The sequence below is a fragment of the Ornithinibacillus liuyingii genome, from assembly GCF_055550225.1.
Window position 1 is genome coordinate 171,754 of the sequence record NZ_JBPWOS010000010.1, and the last position, 16,571, is coordinate 188,324.

The 16,571-nt window shown below is 38.7% G+C and carries 13 protein-coding genes, 8 tRNA genes, 1 rRNA gene and 2 pseudogenes; 3 read left to right on the plus strand and 21 right to left on the minus strand.

The features are described from left to right. Nucleotides 1-138: 138 nt before the first annotated feature. The 6 genes and pseudogenes from glmM to sigW form a co-directional block, all read right to left on the minus strand. Nucleotides 139-1,482, minus strand: coding sequence for a phosphoglucosamine mutase (gene glmM / locus ACSKT4_RS14715; protein WP_211742243.1), 1,344 nt, complete (start codon nucleotides 1,480-1,482; stop codon nucleotides 139-141). 75 nt (nucleotides 1,483-1,557) lie between these two features. Continuing rightward, nucleotides 1,558-2,796, minus strand: a complete 1,239-nt coding sequence (locus ACSKT4_RS14720; protein WP_465823633.1) for a CdaR family protein — start codon at nucleotides 2,794-2,796, stop codon at nucleotides 1,558-1,560. Continuing rightward, complete coding sequence (gene cdaA / locus ACSKT4_RS14725; RefSeq protein WP_186869425.1) at nucleotides 2,789-3,610, minus strand: diadenylate cyclase CdaA; 822 nt, start codon at nucleotides 3,608-3,610, stop codon at nucleotides 2,789-2,791. The genes ACSKT4_RS14720 and cdaA overlap by 8 nt, the downstream gene beginning before the upstream one ends. A gap of 369 nt (nucleotides 3,611-3,979) precedes the next feature. Then, a pseudogene (gene tnpB / locus ACSKT4_RS14730) lies at nucleotides 3,980-5,112 on the minus strand (IS200/IS605 family element RNA-guided endonuclease TnpB). A 217-nt stretch (nucleotides 5,113-5,329) separates the two neighbouring features. Further along, entirely contained in the window at nucleotides 5,330-5,968 is a 639-nt protein-coding gene (locus ACSKT4_RS14735) for a zf-HC2 domain-containing protein (protein WP_186869424.1), read from the minus strand. Between the two features lie 15 nt (nucleotides 5,969-5,983). After that, nucleotides 5,984-6,547, minus strand: a complete 564-nt coding sequence (gene sigW, locus ACSKT4_RS14740) for an RNA polymerase sigma factor SigW (RefSeq protein ID WP_186869423.1) — start codon at nucleotides 6,545-6,547, stop codon at nucleotides 5,984-5,986. 298 nt (nucleotides 6,548-6,845) lie between these two features. Here sigW and ACSKT4_RS14745 point away from each other — a divergent pair, with 298 nt between their 5' ends. Next, on the plus strand, nucleotides 6,846-7,004 hold the full coding sequence (locus tag ACSKT4_RS14745) for an aspartyl-phosphate phosphatase Spo0E family protein (protein WP_186869422.1): 159 nt from the start codon (nucleotides 6,846-6,848) through the stop codon (nucleotides 7,002-7,004). Between the two features lie 45 nt (nucleotides 7,005-7,049). Here ACSKT4_RS14745 and rocF read toward each other — a convergent pair whose 3' ends face one another. The 11 genes from rocF to ACSKT4_RS14800 all read right to left on the minus strand — a co-directional run bounded on the left by rocF (nucleotide 7,050) and on the right by ACSKT4_RS14800 (nucleotide 13,555). Then, on the minus strand, nucleotides 7,050-7,946 hold the full coding sequence (gene rocF / locus ACSKT4_RS14750; RefSeq protein ID WP_186869421.1) for an arginase: 897 nt from the start codon (nucleotides 7,944-7,946) through the stop codon (nucleotides 7,050-7,052). 115 nt (nucleotides 7,947-8,061) lie between these two features. Then, nucleotides 8,062-9,177: a phosphomevalonate kinase gene (locus ACSKT4_RS14755; RefSeq protein ID WP_186869420.1), complete on the minus strand. Its 1,116-nt coding sequence runs from the start codon at nucleotides 9,175-9,177 to the stop codon at nucleotides 8,062-8,064. After that, nucleotides 9,170-10,162, minus strand: a complete 993-nt coding sequence (gene mvaD / locus ACSKT4_RS14760) for a diphosphomevalonate decarboxylase (protein ID WP_211742239.1) — start codon at nucleotides 10,160-10,162, stop codon at nucleotides 9,170-9,172. The genes ACSKT4_RS14755 and mvaD overlap by 8 nt, the downstream gene beginning before the upstream one ends. 30 nt (nucleotides 10,163-10,192) lie before the next feature. Further along, the gene (mvk, locus tag ACSKT4_RS14765) at nucleotides 10,193-11,173 is read right to left on the minus strand and encodes a mevalonate kinase (RefSeq protein ID WP_186869418.1); all 981 of its coding nucleotides are present in this window, start codon (nucleotides 11,171-11,173) and stop codon (nucleotides 10,193-10,195) included. Beyond that, nucleotides 11,170-12,459, minus strand: a complete 1,290-nt coding sequence (locus ACSKT4_RS14770) for a hydroxymethylglutaryl-CoA reductase, degradative (protein ID WP_186869417.1) — start codon at nucleotides 12,457-12,459, stop codon at nucleotides 11,170-11,172. Before ACSKT4_RS14770 ends, mvk begins: the two co-directional genes overlap by 4 nt. A gap of 167 nt (nucleotides 12,460-12,626) precedes the next feature. Further along, nucleotides 12,627-12,699 (minus strand) — tRNA-Lys (locus ACSKT4_RS14775). A gap of 247 nt (nucleotides 12,700-12,946) precedes the next feature. Then, nucleotides 12,947-13,018, minus strand: a tRNA-Gln gene (locus tag ACSKT4_RS14780). 10 nt (nucleotides 13,019-13,028) lie between these two features. Next, a tRNA-Tyr gene (locus ACSKT4_RS14785) sits at nucleotides 13,029-13,112 on the minus strand. 38 nt (nucleotides 13,113-13,150) lie between these two features. After that, nucleotides 13,151-13,226, minus strand: a tRNA-Thr gene (locus ACSKT4_RS14790). 175 nt (nucleotides 13,227-13,401) lie between these two features. Continuing rightward, a tRNA-Val gene (locus tag ACSKT4_RS14795) sits at nucleotides 13,402-13,477 on the minus strand. 3 nt (nucleotides 13,478-13,480) lie between these two features. Further along, a tRNA-Glu gene (locus ACSKT4_RS14800) sits at nucleotides 13,481-13,555 on the minus strand. Nucleotides 13,556-13,794: 239 nt separating this feature from the next. On the opposite strand from ACSKT4_RS14800, the gene fabI reads away from it, so the two are divergent. Further along, nucleotides 13,795-14,571 (plus strand): enoyl-ACP reductase FabI, encoded by a 777-nt coding sequence (gene fabI, locus ACSKT4_RS14805; RefSeq protein WP_186869416.1) that lies wholly within the window; start codon nucleotides 13,795-13,797, stop codon nucleotides 14,569-14,571. A 94-nt stretch (nucleotides 14,572-14,665) separates the two neighbouring features. Continuing rightward, entirely contained in the window at nucleotides 14,666-15,397 is a 732-nt protein-coding gene (locus ACSKT4_RS14810) for a YwaF family protein (protein ID WP_186869415.1), read from the plus strand. Nucleotides 15,398-15,744: 347 nt separating this feature from the next. On the opposite strand, the pseudogene ACSKT4_RS14815 reads toward ACSKT4_RS14810, so the two are convergent. The 4 genes and pseudogenes from ACSKT4_RS14815 to rrf form a co-directional block, all read right to left on the minus strand. Further along, nucleotides 15,745-16,021 (minus strand): annotated as a pseudogene (locus tag ACSKT4_RS14815) (transposase); the annotation flags it as partial. A 147-nt stretch (nucleotides 16,022-16,168) separates the two neighbouring features. Further along, a tRNA-Thr gene (locus ACSKT4_RS14820) sits at nucleotides 16,169-16,241 on the minus strand. Nucleotides 16,242-16,265: 24 nt separating this feature from the next. Beyond that, a tRNA-Asn gene (locus tag ACSKT4_RS14825) sits at nucleotides 16,266-16,340 on the minus strand. A 136-nt stretch (nucleotides 16,341-16,476) separates the two neighbouring features. Next, nucleotides 16,477-16,571: ribosomal RNA gene (gene rrf / locus ACSKT4_RS14830) — 5S ribosomal RNA — on the minus strand; the annotation flags it as partial.

Here is a 16,571-nt window from a genome sequence, read left to right on the forward strand (position 1 = left end):
AATTTAAATTCCTAAGAATAGTATAACGCATTTCTAACAATCTGACAGTTGATTGGGCTGTACTTTTTCCCATGCGGACGGAATTTTTTATTACATGCAAAAAAACTACCCTCAACCTGAGAGTAGTTTTTTCCATTACTATTTAATACCAAGTAAATTTTCAATTACTTGAGCGATTTGATCTGTATATGTTTCACATTCTTCTTTTGTTGGTGCTTCCACCATGACACGAACTAGTGGTTCCGTTCCAGATGGTCTAACCAGAACTCGACCATTATTTCCTAAGGCTTCTTCAACCTTTTCAATCTCTTGTTTGATTGTAGGATCGTTCAATGCTTTTTCTTTATCGGTTACTCTTACATTTTTCAATACTTGTGGGTAAATAGTCATTTCACTTGCTAATTCAGATAAAGGTTTACCCGTTTCTTTCATGACGTTAACAAGTTGAATAGCTGATAATAAGCCATCCCCAGTTGTACTATAATCTAGGAAAATAATATGTCCAGATTGCTCACCACCAAGGTTGTATCCGCCTTTTCTCATTTCTTCCATCACATAGCGGTCTCCTACAGCGGTCTTCTCACTGCTCATACCATGTTCTTCTAATGCTTTATAGAAGCCGATATTACTCATCACGGTAGACACAATGGTATTATGGCGGAGGAAGCCTTTCTCCTTCATATATTTACCACAAATGAACATAATCTGGTCACCGTCAACTATATTACCTTTCTCATCAACTGCAATTAAACGGTCACCATCGCCATCAAACGCTAGCCCAATATCCGCACCCTTTTCCTTTACAAATGCTTGTAAAGTCTCTGGATGTGTAGAACCTACACCAGCATTAATATTTAATCCATCAGGAGAAGCACCAATTGTATAAATATCTGCTTCTAAATCTGCGAATAAATGTGTTGCTAAACTAGAAGTAGCACCGTGCGCACAATCTAATGCAATTTGTAAGCCTACAAAATCATTATCAATGGATTCTTTTAAGAAAGAAAGATATTTATGTCCCGCTTCAAAATAATCTGCAACTACACCAACATCTGCACCAACAGGACGTGGTAGAGTATCTTCTTCATCCAATAGTTTCTCAATTTCCTCTTCTTGCTCATCTAATAGCTTAAATCCATCTGGTCCGAAGAATTTAATGCCATTATCCTCTACTGGATTATGTGAAGCAGAGATCATAATACCTGCTTGAGCACTTGTTGCCTTCGTTAAATATGCAACACCTGGCGTTGAGATGACGCCTAAACGCATTACCTCTGCACCAATCGATAATAATCCAGCGACTAAAGCGCCCTCTAGCATGGTTCCTGATATACGTGTGTCTCGGCCAATTAAAACTCTTGGTTTTGTTGTTTCCTTGGTTAATACATAACCACCAAATCTTCCTAATTTAAATGCTAGTTCAGGTGTTAATTCCTTATTAGCAACACCTCTTACACCATCAGTTCCAAAATATTTACCCATTTTTTTGTACCTCTCCTTTACATCCTTACTTCCTGGACGTTATTTAAGTACGATACGAGATTAATCGCTTCTATACTAAACTTCCTCTATTTCAATGACGACCTCTTTCACTTCTGTTTCCACAGTAACATTTTCCGGACCTTCTATTTCTAATGGTACGGTATTTCTTCCCGTTTCTAGACCACTTGCATCGATAGTTATTCGAAAGTCTTCCGCACTTAAGTCTCTAACATCTTGTTCATTTCCTGTCACAGTTATACTTAGCTGCGATTCATTCGGCTCAATTAATCTATGGTTATACCCATCTGCAAGATTGTCCACCTCAATCGGAACCTCATCTATTGTTTTGGTTTGCTCTAATTGTATCTCTATCTCTATTTCATTTACATCAGAGGGTAACACACGATCTGGTAGAGCTAGTCCAACCTTAATGGTTCCTGATTTGGTTAATTCAGAAAGATCAATTGGTTCTGTCTTGATTTCATCTAGATTATCTAATATATCAGTAACTGCAAACACTTCAACTTCTTCCACTTTAGGTTCCATAGATACCATGGAATAACCCTCTTGTAGTTCTCCTGTTGTTGCGACACTTACTGGTACACTTTTACTCGGATTCTCAATTTCAGCAGAGATCACAACCGTTGCCGGATCAACTCTAACGGCAAGTTCATTTCCTTGGCTATCGTAGACATTGACTGGTACTTCCCGATTGTTAATTGATTCTGTTAAACCGGCAACATCCACATACACTTTGACAATGGCAATTCGTTCAATAATTTCCTTTGAGCTTGTCACCTTGACTGTGTTCGTGTTTAATTCATATGCTCCTATCTGGTAACCTTCAGGGAGTTTATCTTCATTAATAAAATCGACACTAACATTAAATTCATTGGATGCTCGTTTTTCAATGAATACAGTAATGGTTTTCGGTTCAATATAGACAGATAATTGATTTGGCACATTATCATATTCAATTTCTACTTCATGCTCTCCCTCAGTCAAATCTCTAAGGTCAACGAAAAGCTCTATGTTACGTTGTCTCACAATTGGAGTTAACGCACTGGCAGGACCTTCTAATGAGACGGTTACACTTTCTGGAACACCACTAACAACATATTGTTCACTATCTATCAGGATGTCTAATGGAACCCCCGTTAAAGTTTCTGTTTGTGATGATCCACCGAAGAGATTGGGGATAAGACTTTCATTGGATGTATCAGCCTCTTCAATAGAAACAAAAACGTATAACAATATCGCGAAGCCTAAAGAAATACCTCGGATAAACCATTTGCTTCTGAACCAATTATCCACGCTTTTTCCCCCTTATCTTCCAAGTCTTTCTCTCGGAAGCACGATGGCTAGGAGTTAAATTTTCGAGTAAGAAATCTCTTAATCCATCTTGGCTTAACTCTCTGCGAAGCTCTCCATTTTTCGTACCAGATATACCACCAGTTTCTTCTGATACAACGATGGTTAGCGCATCAGTTACTTCACTAATACCCATTGCAGCCCTATGTCTGGTACCTAACTCCTTTGAAATAAAAGGACTTTCAGATAACGGGAGGTAACAAGCCGCTGCAACTATTTCATCATCTTTGATAATGACTGCACCATCATGAAGCGGAGTATTCGGTGTAAAAATATTTGTTAATAGTTGATGCGTTAATTTCCCATTAATCGGTATCCCTGTTTCAATATATTCTCCGATACCCGTCTCGCGTTCTATAGTAATCAATGCTCCTATGCGGCGTTTGGCCATATAATTACAAGCATGAACAATATCGGTGACCATTTTTTCAAACTTTTCTTCTTCGGATTTCATACTTCTGGAGAAAAGATTACCTCTCCCAATTTGCTCTAGAGCTCTTCTAAGCTCCGGCTGGAATAAAATAATAATCACAATAAAACCCCAAGAAATTATCTGGTCAGTTGCCCACATTAATGTTTGTAATTCAAATAGCATACTGAGCAAACGAACAACAAAAACAACGACAATACCTTTTAATAATTGAATTGCCTTTGTTCCTCGTATTAACATGATTAGTTTATATAGAACATACCAGACGAGACCTATATCTACGCCTATTCTTAGTAGGTCTAATATACCAAAATCCCCATTAGGCATGTCTACACTTCCTTTTATACATCGAATTCTCTTCCCGTCTTCATTAACTGAATCTATTGTGTAGTCAGATAACAACTGATATTAACGCCCATATGTAACAGTTTCTGCGAAAATACCGTTTCCATTATACCATATTTTATATCGCGATACGTTTTTTAGCTAGTCTCATTTTCCATAATTCGGCTAGTAGCTATACCTTTGGTTTTCCCTAAGAACGTATTGAACTACCCCCACTTAACCTCCTTTCAGGATGTTTGAAGTGGGGGATTCTTGGGAACAGAGCGTACTTGTTCGTGGTATTTCTTAACTAACAGCGGTTTCTCTTCTTTACCAAGCTATCCCCGTAGTCCCTACGGTTTTATAGATGGTTTAAGCCGAAGCTACGATTCGTAATCCTTCAGCTAGAATATTTTTACTCGCATTGACATCTCGATCATGATGCATGTGACAAGCTGGACAAGTCCATTCCCTTACCTCAAGCGACTTCTTGCCAGCGTGATGTCCACAAGCAGAACATAGTTGACTGGATGGAAACCATCTACTTATTTTCACGATCGTTTTGTCGTACCATTTCGCTTTGTATGTTAGTTTGGATACAAAGCTCGACCATGATACATCTGAAATGGATTTTGCTAGTTTATGATTGCGCAACATTCCTTCCGTGTTCAAGTCTTCGATACAGATGACATCGTGGTTTTTGATGATGGCTGTACTGAACTTGTTCAGAAAGTCGGCACGTTGATTCATCACTTTTCATACAACCTTGCAACGTTACGTTTTTGTTTTTGATAGTTTTTAGCATCAAGTAAGTCGATTCCATTGTTTTTCGCATGCAAAGCACGTCTGGATAGTTTGCGTTGTTCTCGTTTTAATTTCTTTTCCATTTTAGCGGTGAACCGATGATTATCCACCTTTTGTCCATCAGAAAGAATCGCAAAGCCCGCGATGCCTAAGTCGATTCCGATAGCTGATGCTGTATTTGCTAATGGTTGTACGTCTGTTTCTGCAAGAATAGAGATGAAATATTTTCCGCTTGGATTACGTCTTACCGTAGCATGGAGAATACGACCTTCTACTTCACGACTTTTAGCAAAGCGAACGATCCCTAATTTAGGTAGTTTGATTTTGTTCCCTTCCATGGAGATATTTCCGTTGGTCTGCTTCGTTGTGTAGGATTGAACAGGATGCTTTTTGGACTTAAATCGTGGGGCTTTGTTTTGCCTTTTGAAGAATCTGGAGAAGGCATCGGAGAGGTTTTGGAGTAGAGATTGGAGGGCAATGCTGCCTACTTCTTTTAACCAGCTTGCTTCTTTTTTCAACTGAGGTAATTGAGCAGAACAAGCGTTATACGTCAGTCCTTTTCCTGTTAGTTTGTAGGTGTCGTTCCATTTTGCTAAAAAATGATTAAAGACAAAACGAGAACTGCCGATGGTTTTCGTAATCTGTCTTTTCTGTTCTTTCGTTGGATAGATACGGAATTTATAGGCTTTTTTGACGAGCATTGCTTTCACCTCTTTCTGTATCACGATACCACTATTATACCATATGTTGCATGGTGGATAGGTCATTTCAGGGAGAAAAGAAAGAATGTAAGCACTTGAATAGTCGAACAATCGAGATGGCGATTCATCTCCCACCTACTCACTTCTCATTCCTTGAGGTGGGAATCTTCTCGCCTATTGATGATAAAAAAACCCGGTTCTACAAACCAGGTTTTTACTATTCCATTGAAAATATACCTTTAAAGACGTTTTGCGTATGGTACCATACCCATTCAAAAATGCGATTCACTTCTTTTAACTCACCATTAACCCCTGCTGCATTAGCCATTAGACCATTTTGATCTAGTCCATTATCTTCGACTAACTTACCATTGATTAAGGTGACATTCCCATTCACCGTTCCATCAATTTTCAAGTTACCATTTTGAACAACTAAGTCACCTTCTACCGTGACTCCCTCCGGTACAATAACCATATGTCCTTCAATTATAAGATTTTCCGGGTTAGAAACCATAAGCTGTGAATCTTGCTCCCATGCAGATATTAATCCAGTAAACATAAAGACAAAAAAGATAGCTGCCGCGGTTAATACTGGATGCATCTTAAACCAGCGCATGTATCTCACATGTTTCTTCTCCACAGGTAGCTGCTGCATTACCCTATTAGCAAAGCCCTCAGGCGCGCTCATTTTATCAGTACTTTGAATTAATGTAATGGTTCTTTTTAATTCATGGAGATGCTTTTGACACGCCATACAGCCCTCTAGATGATTGATTAGCTGGGCTTCTTCTTCCCTCGAGATATCACCATCTAAGTGCTTATGCATTAAATCTAATGCTTCTTTATTACAATCCAACTGGATTCACTCCTTTTACACATGACGAAGCTTTTTACGTAAGGCTTCCCGCCCCCGATGAATTCTAGTTTTTACTGTCCCAATCGGGATGTCTAATATTTCACTAATCTCTTGAAGTGAGAAGTCCTCTAAATAGCGTAGCATTATTATACTACGATACTTGGCTGGGAGCTCAGCAATTTGCTTTTGGATATAATTCTGAAGTTCGAGCCCCTCTAATTGATCCTCTGGAAGCTTTTCATCTGCAGCTAATTGCGAGTACATATCCAACCCATCAGTGCCTTTTACTTCCGCATCAAGATAATAATCGGGTTTTCGTTTTCGTAAACGATCAATGGTTAGGTTTGTTGCAATTCTGTATAACCATGTTGAGAATTTTCTACGTTCATCATAGGAGTGGATATTTATATATGCACGGATAAAAGCTTCCTGAGCAATATCCTCTGCCTCATGTGCGTTTCCTAGCATTCGATAGCAATGTTGATAAATCTTATCCTGATAAAATAAGATAACATCTTCAAAAGCAGCTTGATCCCCTTTTTTGACCTGTTTAATTTTATCTTTAATTAACAATTCCATTCCATGTACCTCCGCCTGATGCGGTATTAAACCTTACGTATCAAAACTAAAAAGGTTTCACTTTTTTTATAAAATTTTCCGCTTTTTATCCTTTTTTTATCGTGTGCGTACAATCTATTTATCCTTGCACACATTACATTAAATCATGGATAGCAAGAACAAATAACAATAGTAAACTTTTTCCATACCATTATAACGCATAATCGCTAAAAAATATGGATTTTTCTTAATTTACTATTGCAAAACGGTAAATTATTCGGGTAATATAGTTTAATGTATAGTAATAGGGGGAAAAAACATGGATAAACTTTTATTACAAGAAATTGAGCAATGCCGTAAAGAGATGATTACACTGAGTAATAAATATAAACTAACCTCAGAAGTAGTCGTAGAAACGAGTAGAAAATTGGATAATCTATTGAATCAGTATCAATTAAGAGATGTATCTAATAAATAAAAAGACATCAATTTAATTTAAATTAATGCCTTTTTAGTTGATAGATTATTTCAGTTTTTCACCAAATAATGAACCCATTAATCCAACAGCTAATGTAGCTGTTTTATTTTTTTCATCAATTATTGGATTTACCTCCACTACCTCTAAAGAAGTAATCAAATCAGATTCAGCAAGCATTTCCATTGCTAAATGACTTTCGCGATATGTCATACCACCTAACACAGGAGTTCCAACACCTGGCGCTTCCGTCGGATCTAATCCATCAAGATCTAAGCTTAGATGAACACCATCCGTACGATCTTTAAAATATTCTATTGTCTCATCCATCACTCGAGACATTCCCATTCGATCGATTTCATGCATGGTATATACTTTAATACCCATTTCACGGATTAGTTCTCTTTCTCCAGGGTCTAATGATCTTGCGCCAATTATTACGATATTTTCTGGCTTCACCTTAGGAGCGTATTGATATAGATTGGTAAGTCTTTCATGTCCAAGTCCTAGACTGACAGCAAGTGGCATACCGTGAATATTTCCAGATGGAGATGTTTCACTCGTATTCAAATCCCCGTGAGCATCATACCAAATTACCCCTAAATTCTCATAATGTTTGGAAATTCCAGCTAAGCTTCCAATAGCTATACTATGGTCTCCTCCTAACACTAGGGGGAACCTACCTTTATTTATTTCTGCATCCACCATTTCCGCTAATGTTTCATTTGCCTCTATGACTTGCTCTAAATTTTTTAGTTTCGTTCCATCCTCATATTTATCCGGACGATTTATCGGTATATCCCCTAAATCGTGAATATCATAGTTTAAATCTTGTAAGCGCTCAATTGCGCCAGCATAACGAAGTGCACTTGGTCCCATATCTACTCCACGACGACTTTGTCCTAAATCCATTGGGACACCGATTAAAGATATTTTATTTTTCATAATAAAAAGCCACCTCCATATAATATTATTTTACCTTAGATTATAAAAACGACTCAACTCGACAATTTTTCGAATATTTATTCATACTCCATCCACGAAAGAAAGCATCGCCACATTAGGGCGATGCCTTCTCTATAGGGGTAGCTCCATTAAAATACGGTTGAAGTTCTAACGGAATAATTCCTGCTTCTTCCCAAACATGGGTTAAATGATTAGCGCTCTCTATAGATGGCATAAAAGCAATTCCACAGTCACCGCCTCCGGCTCCGGATTGCTTTGCAGCTCCTCCAAGTTCTTCAGCTAGATTACATAATTGTGTTATCATAGATGTTTCTAGTTCTGTTTGCGCCTCTTTTCCTACCGTTACCAATGCAGCTCTGTTTTGCTTGATACCTTGCAATAGTTGTGGAAGGTTCTCCGTTTGAACTCCTTTTAGGAAGTGTTCAACTGCTTCCTCACTATCTCGTAAAAAATCCTGATATTTATTAAAATTACGTTCTTTCAATTGTAATATTTGATTTACTAAATTTCCTGTTGATGCTGGACTACCGGTCCAACCAACACGGATATGGATATGTTCCAGCAACGTTATCGGTTTAATAGATAAGTATTTCCAATCCATTTCTAGTAGTTCTAATAAAGTATGCGATTCTTCGTATTTCTCTCTTAACCAATCTGCTTGGAAGGAGGAATACTGAATAATCCCACCATATGCACTAGCAGCCACATCCGCTCCAGAGCCATTACCTTGTGCTGCAATATGCGATATTGCGGCAAGTTTAAATATCAGTAATGGTTCTGGTTTTTTTTTCATATGATACTGCAAGATAGCTGTTATGACCCCAACCACTACAGCAGCACTAGAACCAAGACCGAATTTTTTACCTGTGCTTTTATCATCTAATTCGCTCTTTACCCGAAGCGAAAAATTCTCGATAGTAGTTCCACGCTCTGCTAAATACTTACAGGCGATCGTCATTGCCTCTTGGACAAAATCAACACGTTTATCCTCAGAGTCAATTTTCACCTGGTCATTAGTAAATACCCAATTCAAGTTAGTTAGTTGAAGTTTTTCTAGTGTTAGTTGATTCCTTTCACTAGGCTTTATATCGACATATACAAAGCGGTTAACAGCCATGGCAATTAGCTTGTGATAAGGCTCGAGCACCGCAAACTCTCCAGCAATCATTAATTTTCCAGGGACTTGAATCGTTATTGTTGAATTAGACAAGTTCCTCATCCTCTAGATACTTTATTCCTTGCCCGACTCGACTTAATCTTACATCTGTTACACCTGAAATATTGCGAAGCGTTTCGAGCACCTTCTCCTCATCCTGTGGTAGGTATAACACTTTTACATTAGGCCCCGCATCGATGGTAAAGTATGCTGGAACTCCTGTACTGCGTAATTCCTGTACAGTCTGCATAACAGACATCGTCGTGTCTAACCAGTATGTGAAGGGAGGATTTGCTCCAAGTGTTGTAGCATGCATCTTCAGACAGTTCGCCTCCGCAACTTCCCCAACCTTATGAAAGTCTCTCTCCAGAATTCCTTGTTTTATTGCTTCTAAATCAGATGGAATACTTTCAACCCATCCTTTAAAAAAGGGTGACGTTTCAACCGTCCGCTTCATCCCTGACCTGCTGGATACTTTTTTCATTTTTGCATTGAGAACCACCGCAGCAACTCTAATGTCCCAATGGTCTTTCGGAGCTACTGGCACTGCAAAGGAATCAGATCCGTCTTCCATCTCCCCTTTTTGCCATTCGGCAAATCCACCAAAGATAGAACGACATGCAGAACCAGAGCCTTGGCGGGTTAAGCGAGATAGTTCCGATTCAGTCAGGCTCAACCCAATTGCTTTCGTCGCGGCAGCTGCAAGTGCAGCAAAGCCTGATGCAGAAGAAGCAAAACCCGCTGCAGTGGGAACCGCATTTATCGATTTTACTTCTGCATATAGTTGCTTCCCAGCTATATCTCGAACTTTATTAAGAAAGTTCGTTACTCGGTTGTATTGCTCACCTACTACCACCTCATCATTTAAGGTAAAGGTATCCTTTGTTAGTTCCGGCTTATACGAAACAGTAGTTGTCGTATAAAATCCATCCAACGTTACGGATAAACTATTATTAGTAGGTAAAATTAATGCTTCATCACGCTTTCCCCAATATTTGATTAATGCAATATTGGTATGCGCTTTTGCAGTTGCTTTCATGACTGTTCCCCTTTTCAAAGCCATTTCTTATTAATCTTGCTTTCTTAAGACAAATGGCCAAACAGCTTGCGCACCAAATTCTTTTAGCTTATCTGCTAGTTGCCTTGAATGTAACTCATTCTTGGCAAGCGCAATCACACAGCCACCATTGCCAGCACCAGTTAATTTTGCACCTAGCGCTCCTTCTTTACGAGCAAAGTTAATTAATCGATCTAGTCCCTCATCACTAACGCCTAGCGCAACTAATTCCTTTTGCGCCTCATTTAACATTTGGCCTAATAAATTCTTACCGGCCTTTTCTAATGCGTGTTTAGCTAAATGAGTTAATTCCCCGATTCGTTCAATTTTGGCCTGAATCTTCTTAGGAGCTTTCTTTAAAAGATGAGCAACCGATTCCACGGCTGAGCGTGTGTCACCAATACGACCTGAATCCGCTACAATAAAATGAAAATCCTCTCCAGGACTTATATAGCTTACTGGATTTTCCTTTTCGAACCATACCGGAGATTCCGAGGTTATCGTTAATGTATCAATCCCACTCGGAGAACCATGAGCAAACTTCTCTGCAATATTAGCAAAATGTAATAATTCTCTTTCTGTATACGTCACATTTGCATAAGAAAATAACGATCGAATAATAGCGATTGCGACCGATGCGCTAGATCCTAATCCTTTTCCAGGTGGTATAGAGGATTTTATTTTAATGACTAGATCCTTTTTAGGAAGTCCTAAATATTTTAAGGTTTCATGAATGCTGTTTACAATTCCTTCTAATGTAAGTGGCGCAGAATCCATCGGCCCATTATAAAAGGTACTGTCGAACTTAATTGGCCCTTTATGAAATTCAATTACAGATTCTACTCCTACTAACGGAAATGGTATTGCGATTGCTGGTTGTCCGTGTACAACTGCATGCTCACCAATTAAGATTAGTTTGCTATTCGCAATTCCAATTCCACTTTTTTCTGTTGTTATTAGTTTATTTGTGATTGTTAGTTTTTCTGTACTCATTTTGAATATTGTTCCACCAATTCTTTAGCTTTACCTACACGGATTTCCTTTAACTTAACTAATTGTTCAGCTATAATATCAATCATCTCCCCAGTAGCGCCAGCAGCTATCGCAACAGATCGAGAATGCAGGGCCATATGACCTTTTTGAATTCCATCTGTTACTAGAGCTTTTAAAGCACCGAGATTTTGTGCTAAACCTACTGCAACAATAATTTGTGCAAGCTCGGAAGCAGATTCTATATTTAACATTTTATGCGCTAATTGTGAAATCGGATGTACACGAATCGCTCCACCTACTGTGCCAATAGACATTGGTAATTCTAATTCTCCTACCAAATTACCCTCCTGATCAACTGACCATTTCGTCATGGAACGATAACTTCCAAAACGTGATGCATAGGCATGAGCTCCCGCTTCAACCGCACGCCAATCATTACCAGTTGCAATGACAACTGGATCAATACCATTCATAATCCCTTTATTATGTGTTACTGCCCGATATGGGTCAGAGTCTGCGAATTCAAATGCATGCACTACACCATCACGCACTTCTTCACCAGAGTATTCGCCTGTAGCTAATAATTTAGGGGGGATAACACATGTTGCTTTTGCGATACAGCGATCAGCAAGATTAGATAAAATACGTAAGTATACTTTACCTGCCGTAAGCTCTTCGACTGTCGGAGCCAACGATTCAACCATAGTGTTAATAATATTCGCGCCCATTGCGTCACATGTATCAATATATAAATGTAATACAAGCATTGTTCCGTAGCTGGAATCAGGCGAATCATTTAGAATACGTACATCTAAATCCCTTGCTCCCCCACCTCTAGCTACAATGCTAGGATAAGCAGCATTAGCTGCCTCCATTAATTCATTTTTAGCTTCTAACAATACATTCTTTGCAGCATCGAAATCTGGACAACCAACTACTTGGATTTGTCCAATCATGACTCTATCTGAAGCTTCTGTTTTAAAACCACCTGCATCTCTTACAATTTTAGCAATGTGACTTGCAGAAGCGACAATTGATGGTTCCTCAACAACCATTGGTATTATATAGTCTTTCCCGTTAATTAAGAAGTTCAATCCTAAACCTAACGGAAGTGGGAATGTCCCTATAACATTCTCAATCATTTTATCTGCAGTATCGATTGGTAATGCCTCCTGTGATGTTAAGACGCTTAAGTCATCTTCAGATAGCTCAAGTGCCTCCTGCAACAGCTCTCTTCGTTCTTCAACTGTTCTTTTATAAAATCCAGGAATCCTAGAAGATCTCATACCAACCATCCTTTAATAGTATCTATTTATTTAGTAAGAACTTGTTTCATTCTTTATTTTAGATAAAGAATTACTCTATCTATTATGTTAAAAAACAGTATAAAATGCAAATAAAAAAAAGGTTACGAAAGAATCGCAACCTTGCATGATTTCACGTATTTATATGATGAGCCATGAAGGATTCGAACCTTCGACCCTCTGATTAAAAGTCAGATGCTCTACCGACTGAGCTAATGGCTCACATTATCAAGTGGTTCTAAGTTAGTTTGAGCCTTTTTAAAGTCGACCCCTGCATCTTCTAGCTTATTCAAGATGTGTATGCTTCGGGGTTACTCGTTGCTTATTCGGTGGGAGTATTGCTCGTTGCTCTACCGACTGAGCTAATGGCCCACATTATCAATTGGTTCTAAGTTAGTTTGAGCCTTTTTATATAATCGGCGGCTTCTTTGTGTTCCATAAATAAAAAAGTCCCAGAAAATAAAAAAAGCTGGGCTACCAGGATTCGAACCTGGGAATCACGGGACCAAAACCCGTTGCCTTACCGCTTGGCTATAGCCCAATAATCTAAATGGTGGAGGGGGGCAGATTCGAACTGCCGAACCCGAAGGAGCGGATTTACAGTCCGCCGCGTTTAGCCACTTCGCTACCCCTCCATATAGTTAACATATTAATATGTTTTTATACAAAAAAATGGTGCCGGCCAGAGGACTTGAACCCCCAACCTACTGATTACAAGTCAGTTGCTCTACCAATTGAGCTAGGCCGGCATGGTATTAACTCACCTATTCATTTTGTCACGTTTGCCTGATGACCCCTGTATCTCCCAGCATATTCATGGATGTGTATGCTTCGGGGTTACTCGTAGCTGATTCGGTAGAAGTATTGCTCGTTGCTCTACCAATTGAGCTAGGCCGGCATGGTGAAGAACTATCTAGGTTTAAATGGTGGAGGATGCAGGGCTCGAACCTGCGACCCCCTGCTTGTAAGGCAGGTGCTCTCCCAGCTGAGCTAATCCTCCACATGGTGACCCGTACGGGATTCGAACCCGTGTTACCGCCGTGAAAGGGCGGTGTCTTAACCGCTTGACCAACGGGCCAGTTCATTTATTTAACTTGTCTTAGCAGTCAACGAATTTTATTATATACAGATTTCCACACTTTGTAAAGAGAAAAATGATATTTTTTTATAAAAAAATTTTCTGCCCCGTAAAACCCTTGATACACAAGGGATTATCCCCCTAATAAAATTAATAAATTAAGAAATAAATTGGTTTTTCATTTAAAAAATGATAAATTATAGTTAGGTACTAATAGTTAATCACAATGGAGGTTCCAAATGACTGAACTATTAAAGGATAAAAACATTGTTGTTATGGGTGTTGCCAACGAAAGAAGTATTGCATGGGGTATTACAAAATCACTCCATAATGCTGGAGCAAACCTTATATTTACAAACAGGCAAGAAAGATCGTATAAAAAACTAACTAAGTTATTAGAACAAAATGATATCGAGGCTAAACTCATCGTTACTTGTGATGTTGCGGACGATGCAAGTATAAGCAACGCTTTTAATGAGATAAAAGAAAAGGTTGGGGTTATACACGGCCTTGTCCATGCCGTCGCATTTGCAAACCGCGATGAACTAAAAGGTGATTTCAGCGATACATCAAGAGAAGGATTTTTATTAGCACAGGATATTAGTGCATTTTCCTTAGTTGCTGTCACAAAAGCAGCAAAAGAACTAATGACTGAAGGTGGCAGTATCGTTACGCAAACATATTTAGGTTCTGAAAAAGTAATTCCTAACTATAATGTAATGGGAGTTGCCAAAGCCTCTCTAGAAGCAAGTGTTAGATACCTAGCCGAAGATGTTGGAAAACATGGTATTCGCGTAAACGCAGTATCTGCTGGACCTATTCGGACTTTAGCAGCAAAAGGGGTTTCTGGGTTTAACGAGAAACTAGGCATGGTGGAAGAAAAAGCACCTTTACGCCGTAATGTTGACCAGGATCAAGTTGGAGACGCTACCCTATTCTTTATCAGTGATCTTTCTCGTGGTGTAACCGGAGAGGTACTACATGTCGATTCAGGTTACCACATAATTGGTGGCTAATTTCACTAATCAATAATCAATCATAGACGCTTACTAAAAATGCTTTAGTAAGCGTTGTTTTCTATTTAGATAAGGATATACAGGGGGGATTTGAATGGGAGAGTGGTTTACTAGTAAGGCAGTATCATCTTTTCATTTATGGGGTATCCACCACCTATTCATGGTATTCTTATTTATTTTTGGAGCTGTATTATTACTATTTTGCTCCAACAAATGGATTACCAATAAAAGGACATCCAATTTTTTTAGGATAGGGTTATTGATCATCTTAGTTTCCTCTGAACTTAGTTATCAAACATGGGGGGTATTAAACGGCAGTTGGAATCCGCGTGAATTCCTTCCCTTTCAACTATGTAGCATAGCGGGAATCGTTACTATGCTTGCACTACTAACCAAAAATAAGAAAATCATTCAAGTTATCCTATTCATCGGCATTGTACCTTCCTTCCTTGCGGTAGTAACACCAGAATTACACCATGGTTTTCCTCATTTTCGATTTTGGCAGTTTTTTATACACCATCTCATATTATCTTGGGCTTGTATATTTTTAGTCCTAACATCTACGTTAAAAATCACCTTTAAAAAGACAATAGAGTCTTATCTTTACCTTTTATGTTATGCAGCAATTATCGGATTCTTTATCAATCCAATTTTTGACGCCAATTTTCTTTTCTTAGCTAGAACACCTTCAACCAGTACACCGCTAAATTTTCTCGGAGATGGATTTTGGTACTATTTTAATCTTTGTATGGTTGGATTACTTGTATTCATAGCCATCTATGGTGTTTATAATGCGCTATATCAATTCAAGAGAAGAGACAGGTGAAAAAGTCCTCCTGAAACACCAATTACGCTTATACAGCCATTTCTGATTAAATAATGAGATACATTATCTAAAGTGTATAATTAGATGACCATTGAACTACCCCCACTTAACCTCCTTTCAGGATGTTTGAAGTGGGGGATTCTTGGGAACAGAGCGTACTTGTTCGTGGTATTTCTTAACTAACAGCGGTTTCTCTTCTTTACCAAGCTATCCCCGTAGTCCCTACGGTTTTATAGGTTGTTTAAGCCGAAGCTACGATTCGTAACCCTTCGACTAGAATATTTTTACTCGCATTGACATCTCGATCATGATGCATCTGAAATGGATTTTGCTAGTTTATGGTTTCACAACATTCCTTTCGTGTTCAAGTCTTCGATACAGATGACATCGTGTTTTTTGATGATGGCTGTACTTAACTTGTTTAGGAGAAGTTGGCACGTTGATTCAGCACTTTTTCATACAATCTTGCTACATTGCGTTTTTTTTTTGATAGTTTTTGGCGTCGAGTAAGTCGATTCCGTTGTTTTTCGCATGCAGCGCACGTCTGGACAGTTTGCGTTGTTCTCGTTTTAACTTCTTTTCCATGTTGGAAGTGAACTGGTTATTGTCAATTTTGTGACCATCAAAAAACTACCACAGACCTTTTGGAAAAGTGTATGGTAGTTTTTATTATGCCTATAGAATAGATAGAAATCTTCTACGCAGAATACTTCACGAAACAAATAAAAAAACAACCTAACCTCTTTATTTAGAAGTTAAGCTGCTTTAAAGAGCTTCCAAGCGGACTTGAACCGCTGACCCCCACCTTACCATGGTGGTGCTCTACCGACTGAGCTATGGAAGCATAATAGAAAATTAAACATAAAAATGGCTCCACAGGTAGGATTCGAACCTACGACCGATCGGTTAACAGCCGATTGCTCTACCACTGAGCTACTGTGGAATAATATAAATTACGTATCTTTTCATGGAAGCATTTTTTCGATGCTCTCGGTGAGAATAATGCTCGTTCTGAGGAATAATAGTTAATACAATATATGACTATTATGTACAATATTCTATTTTATATACAAAAAATTGCCTGGCAACGTCCTACTCTCGCAGGGGCAATGCCCCAACTACCATCGGCGCTGAGAAGCTTAACTTCTGTGTTCGGTATGGGAACAGGTGTGAC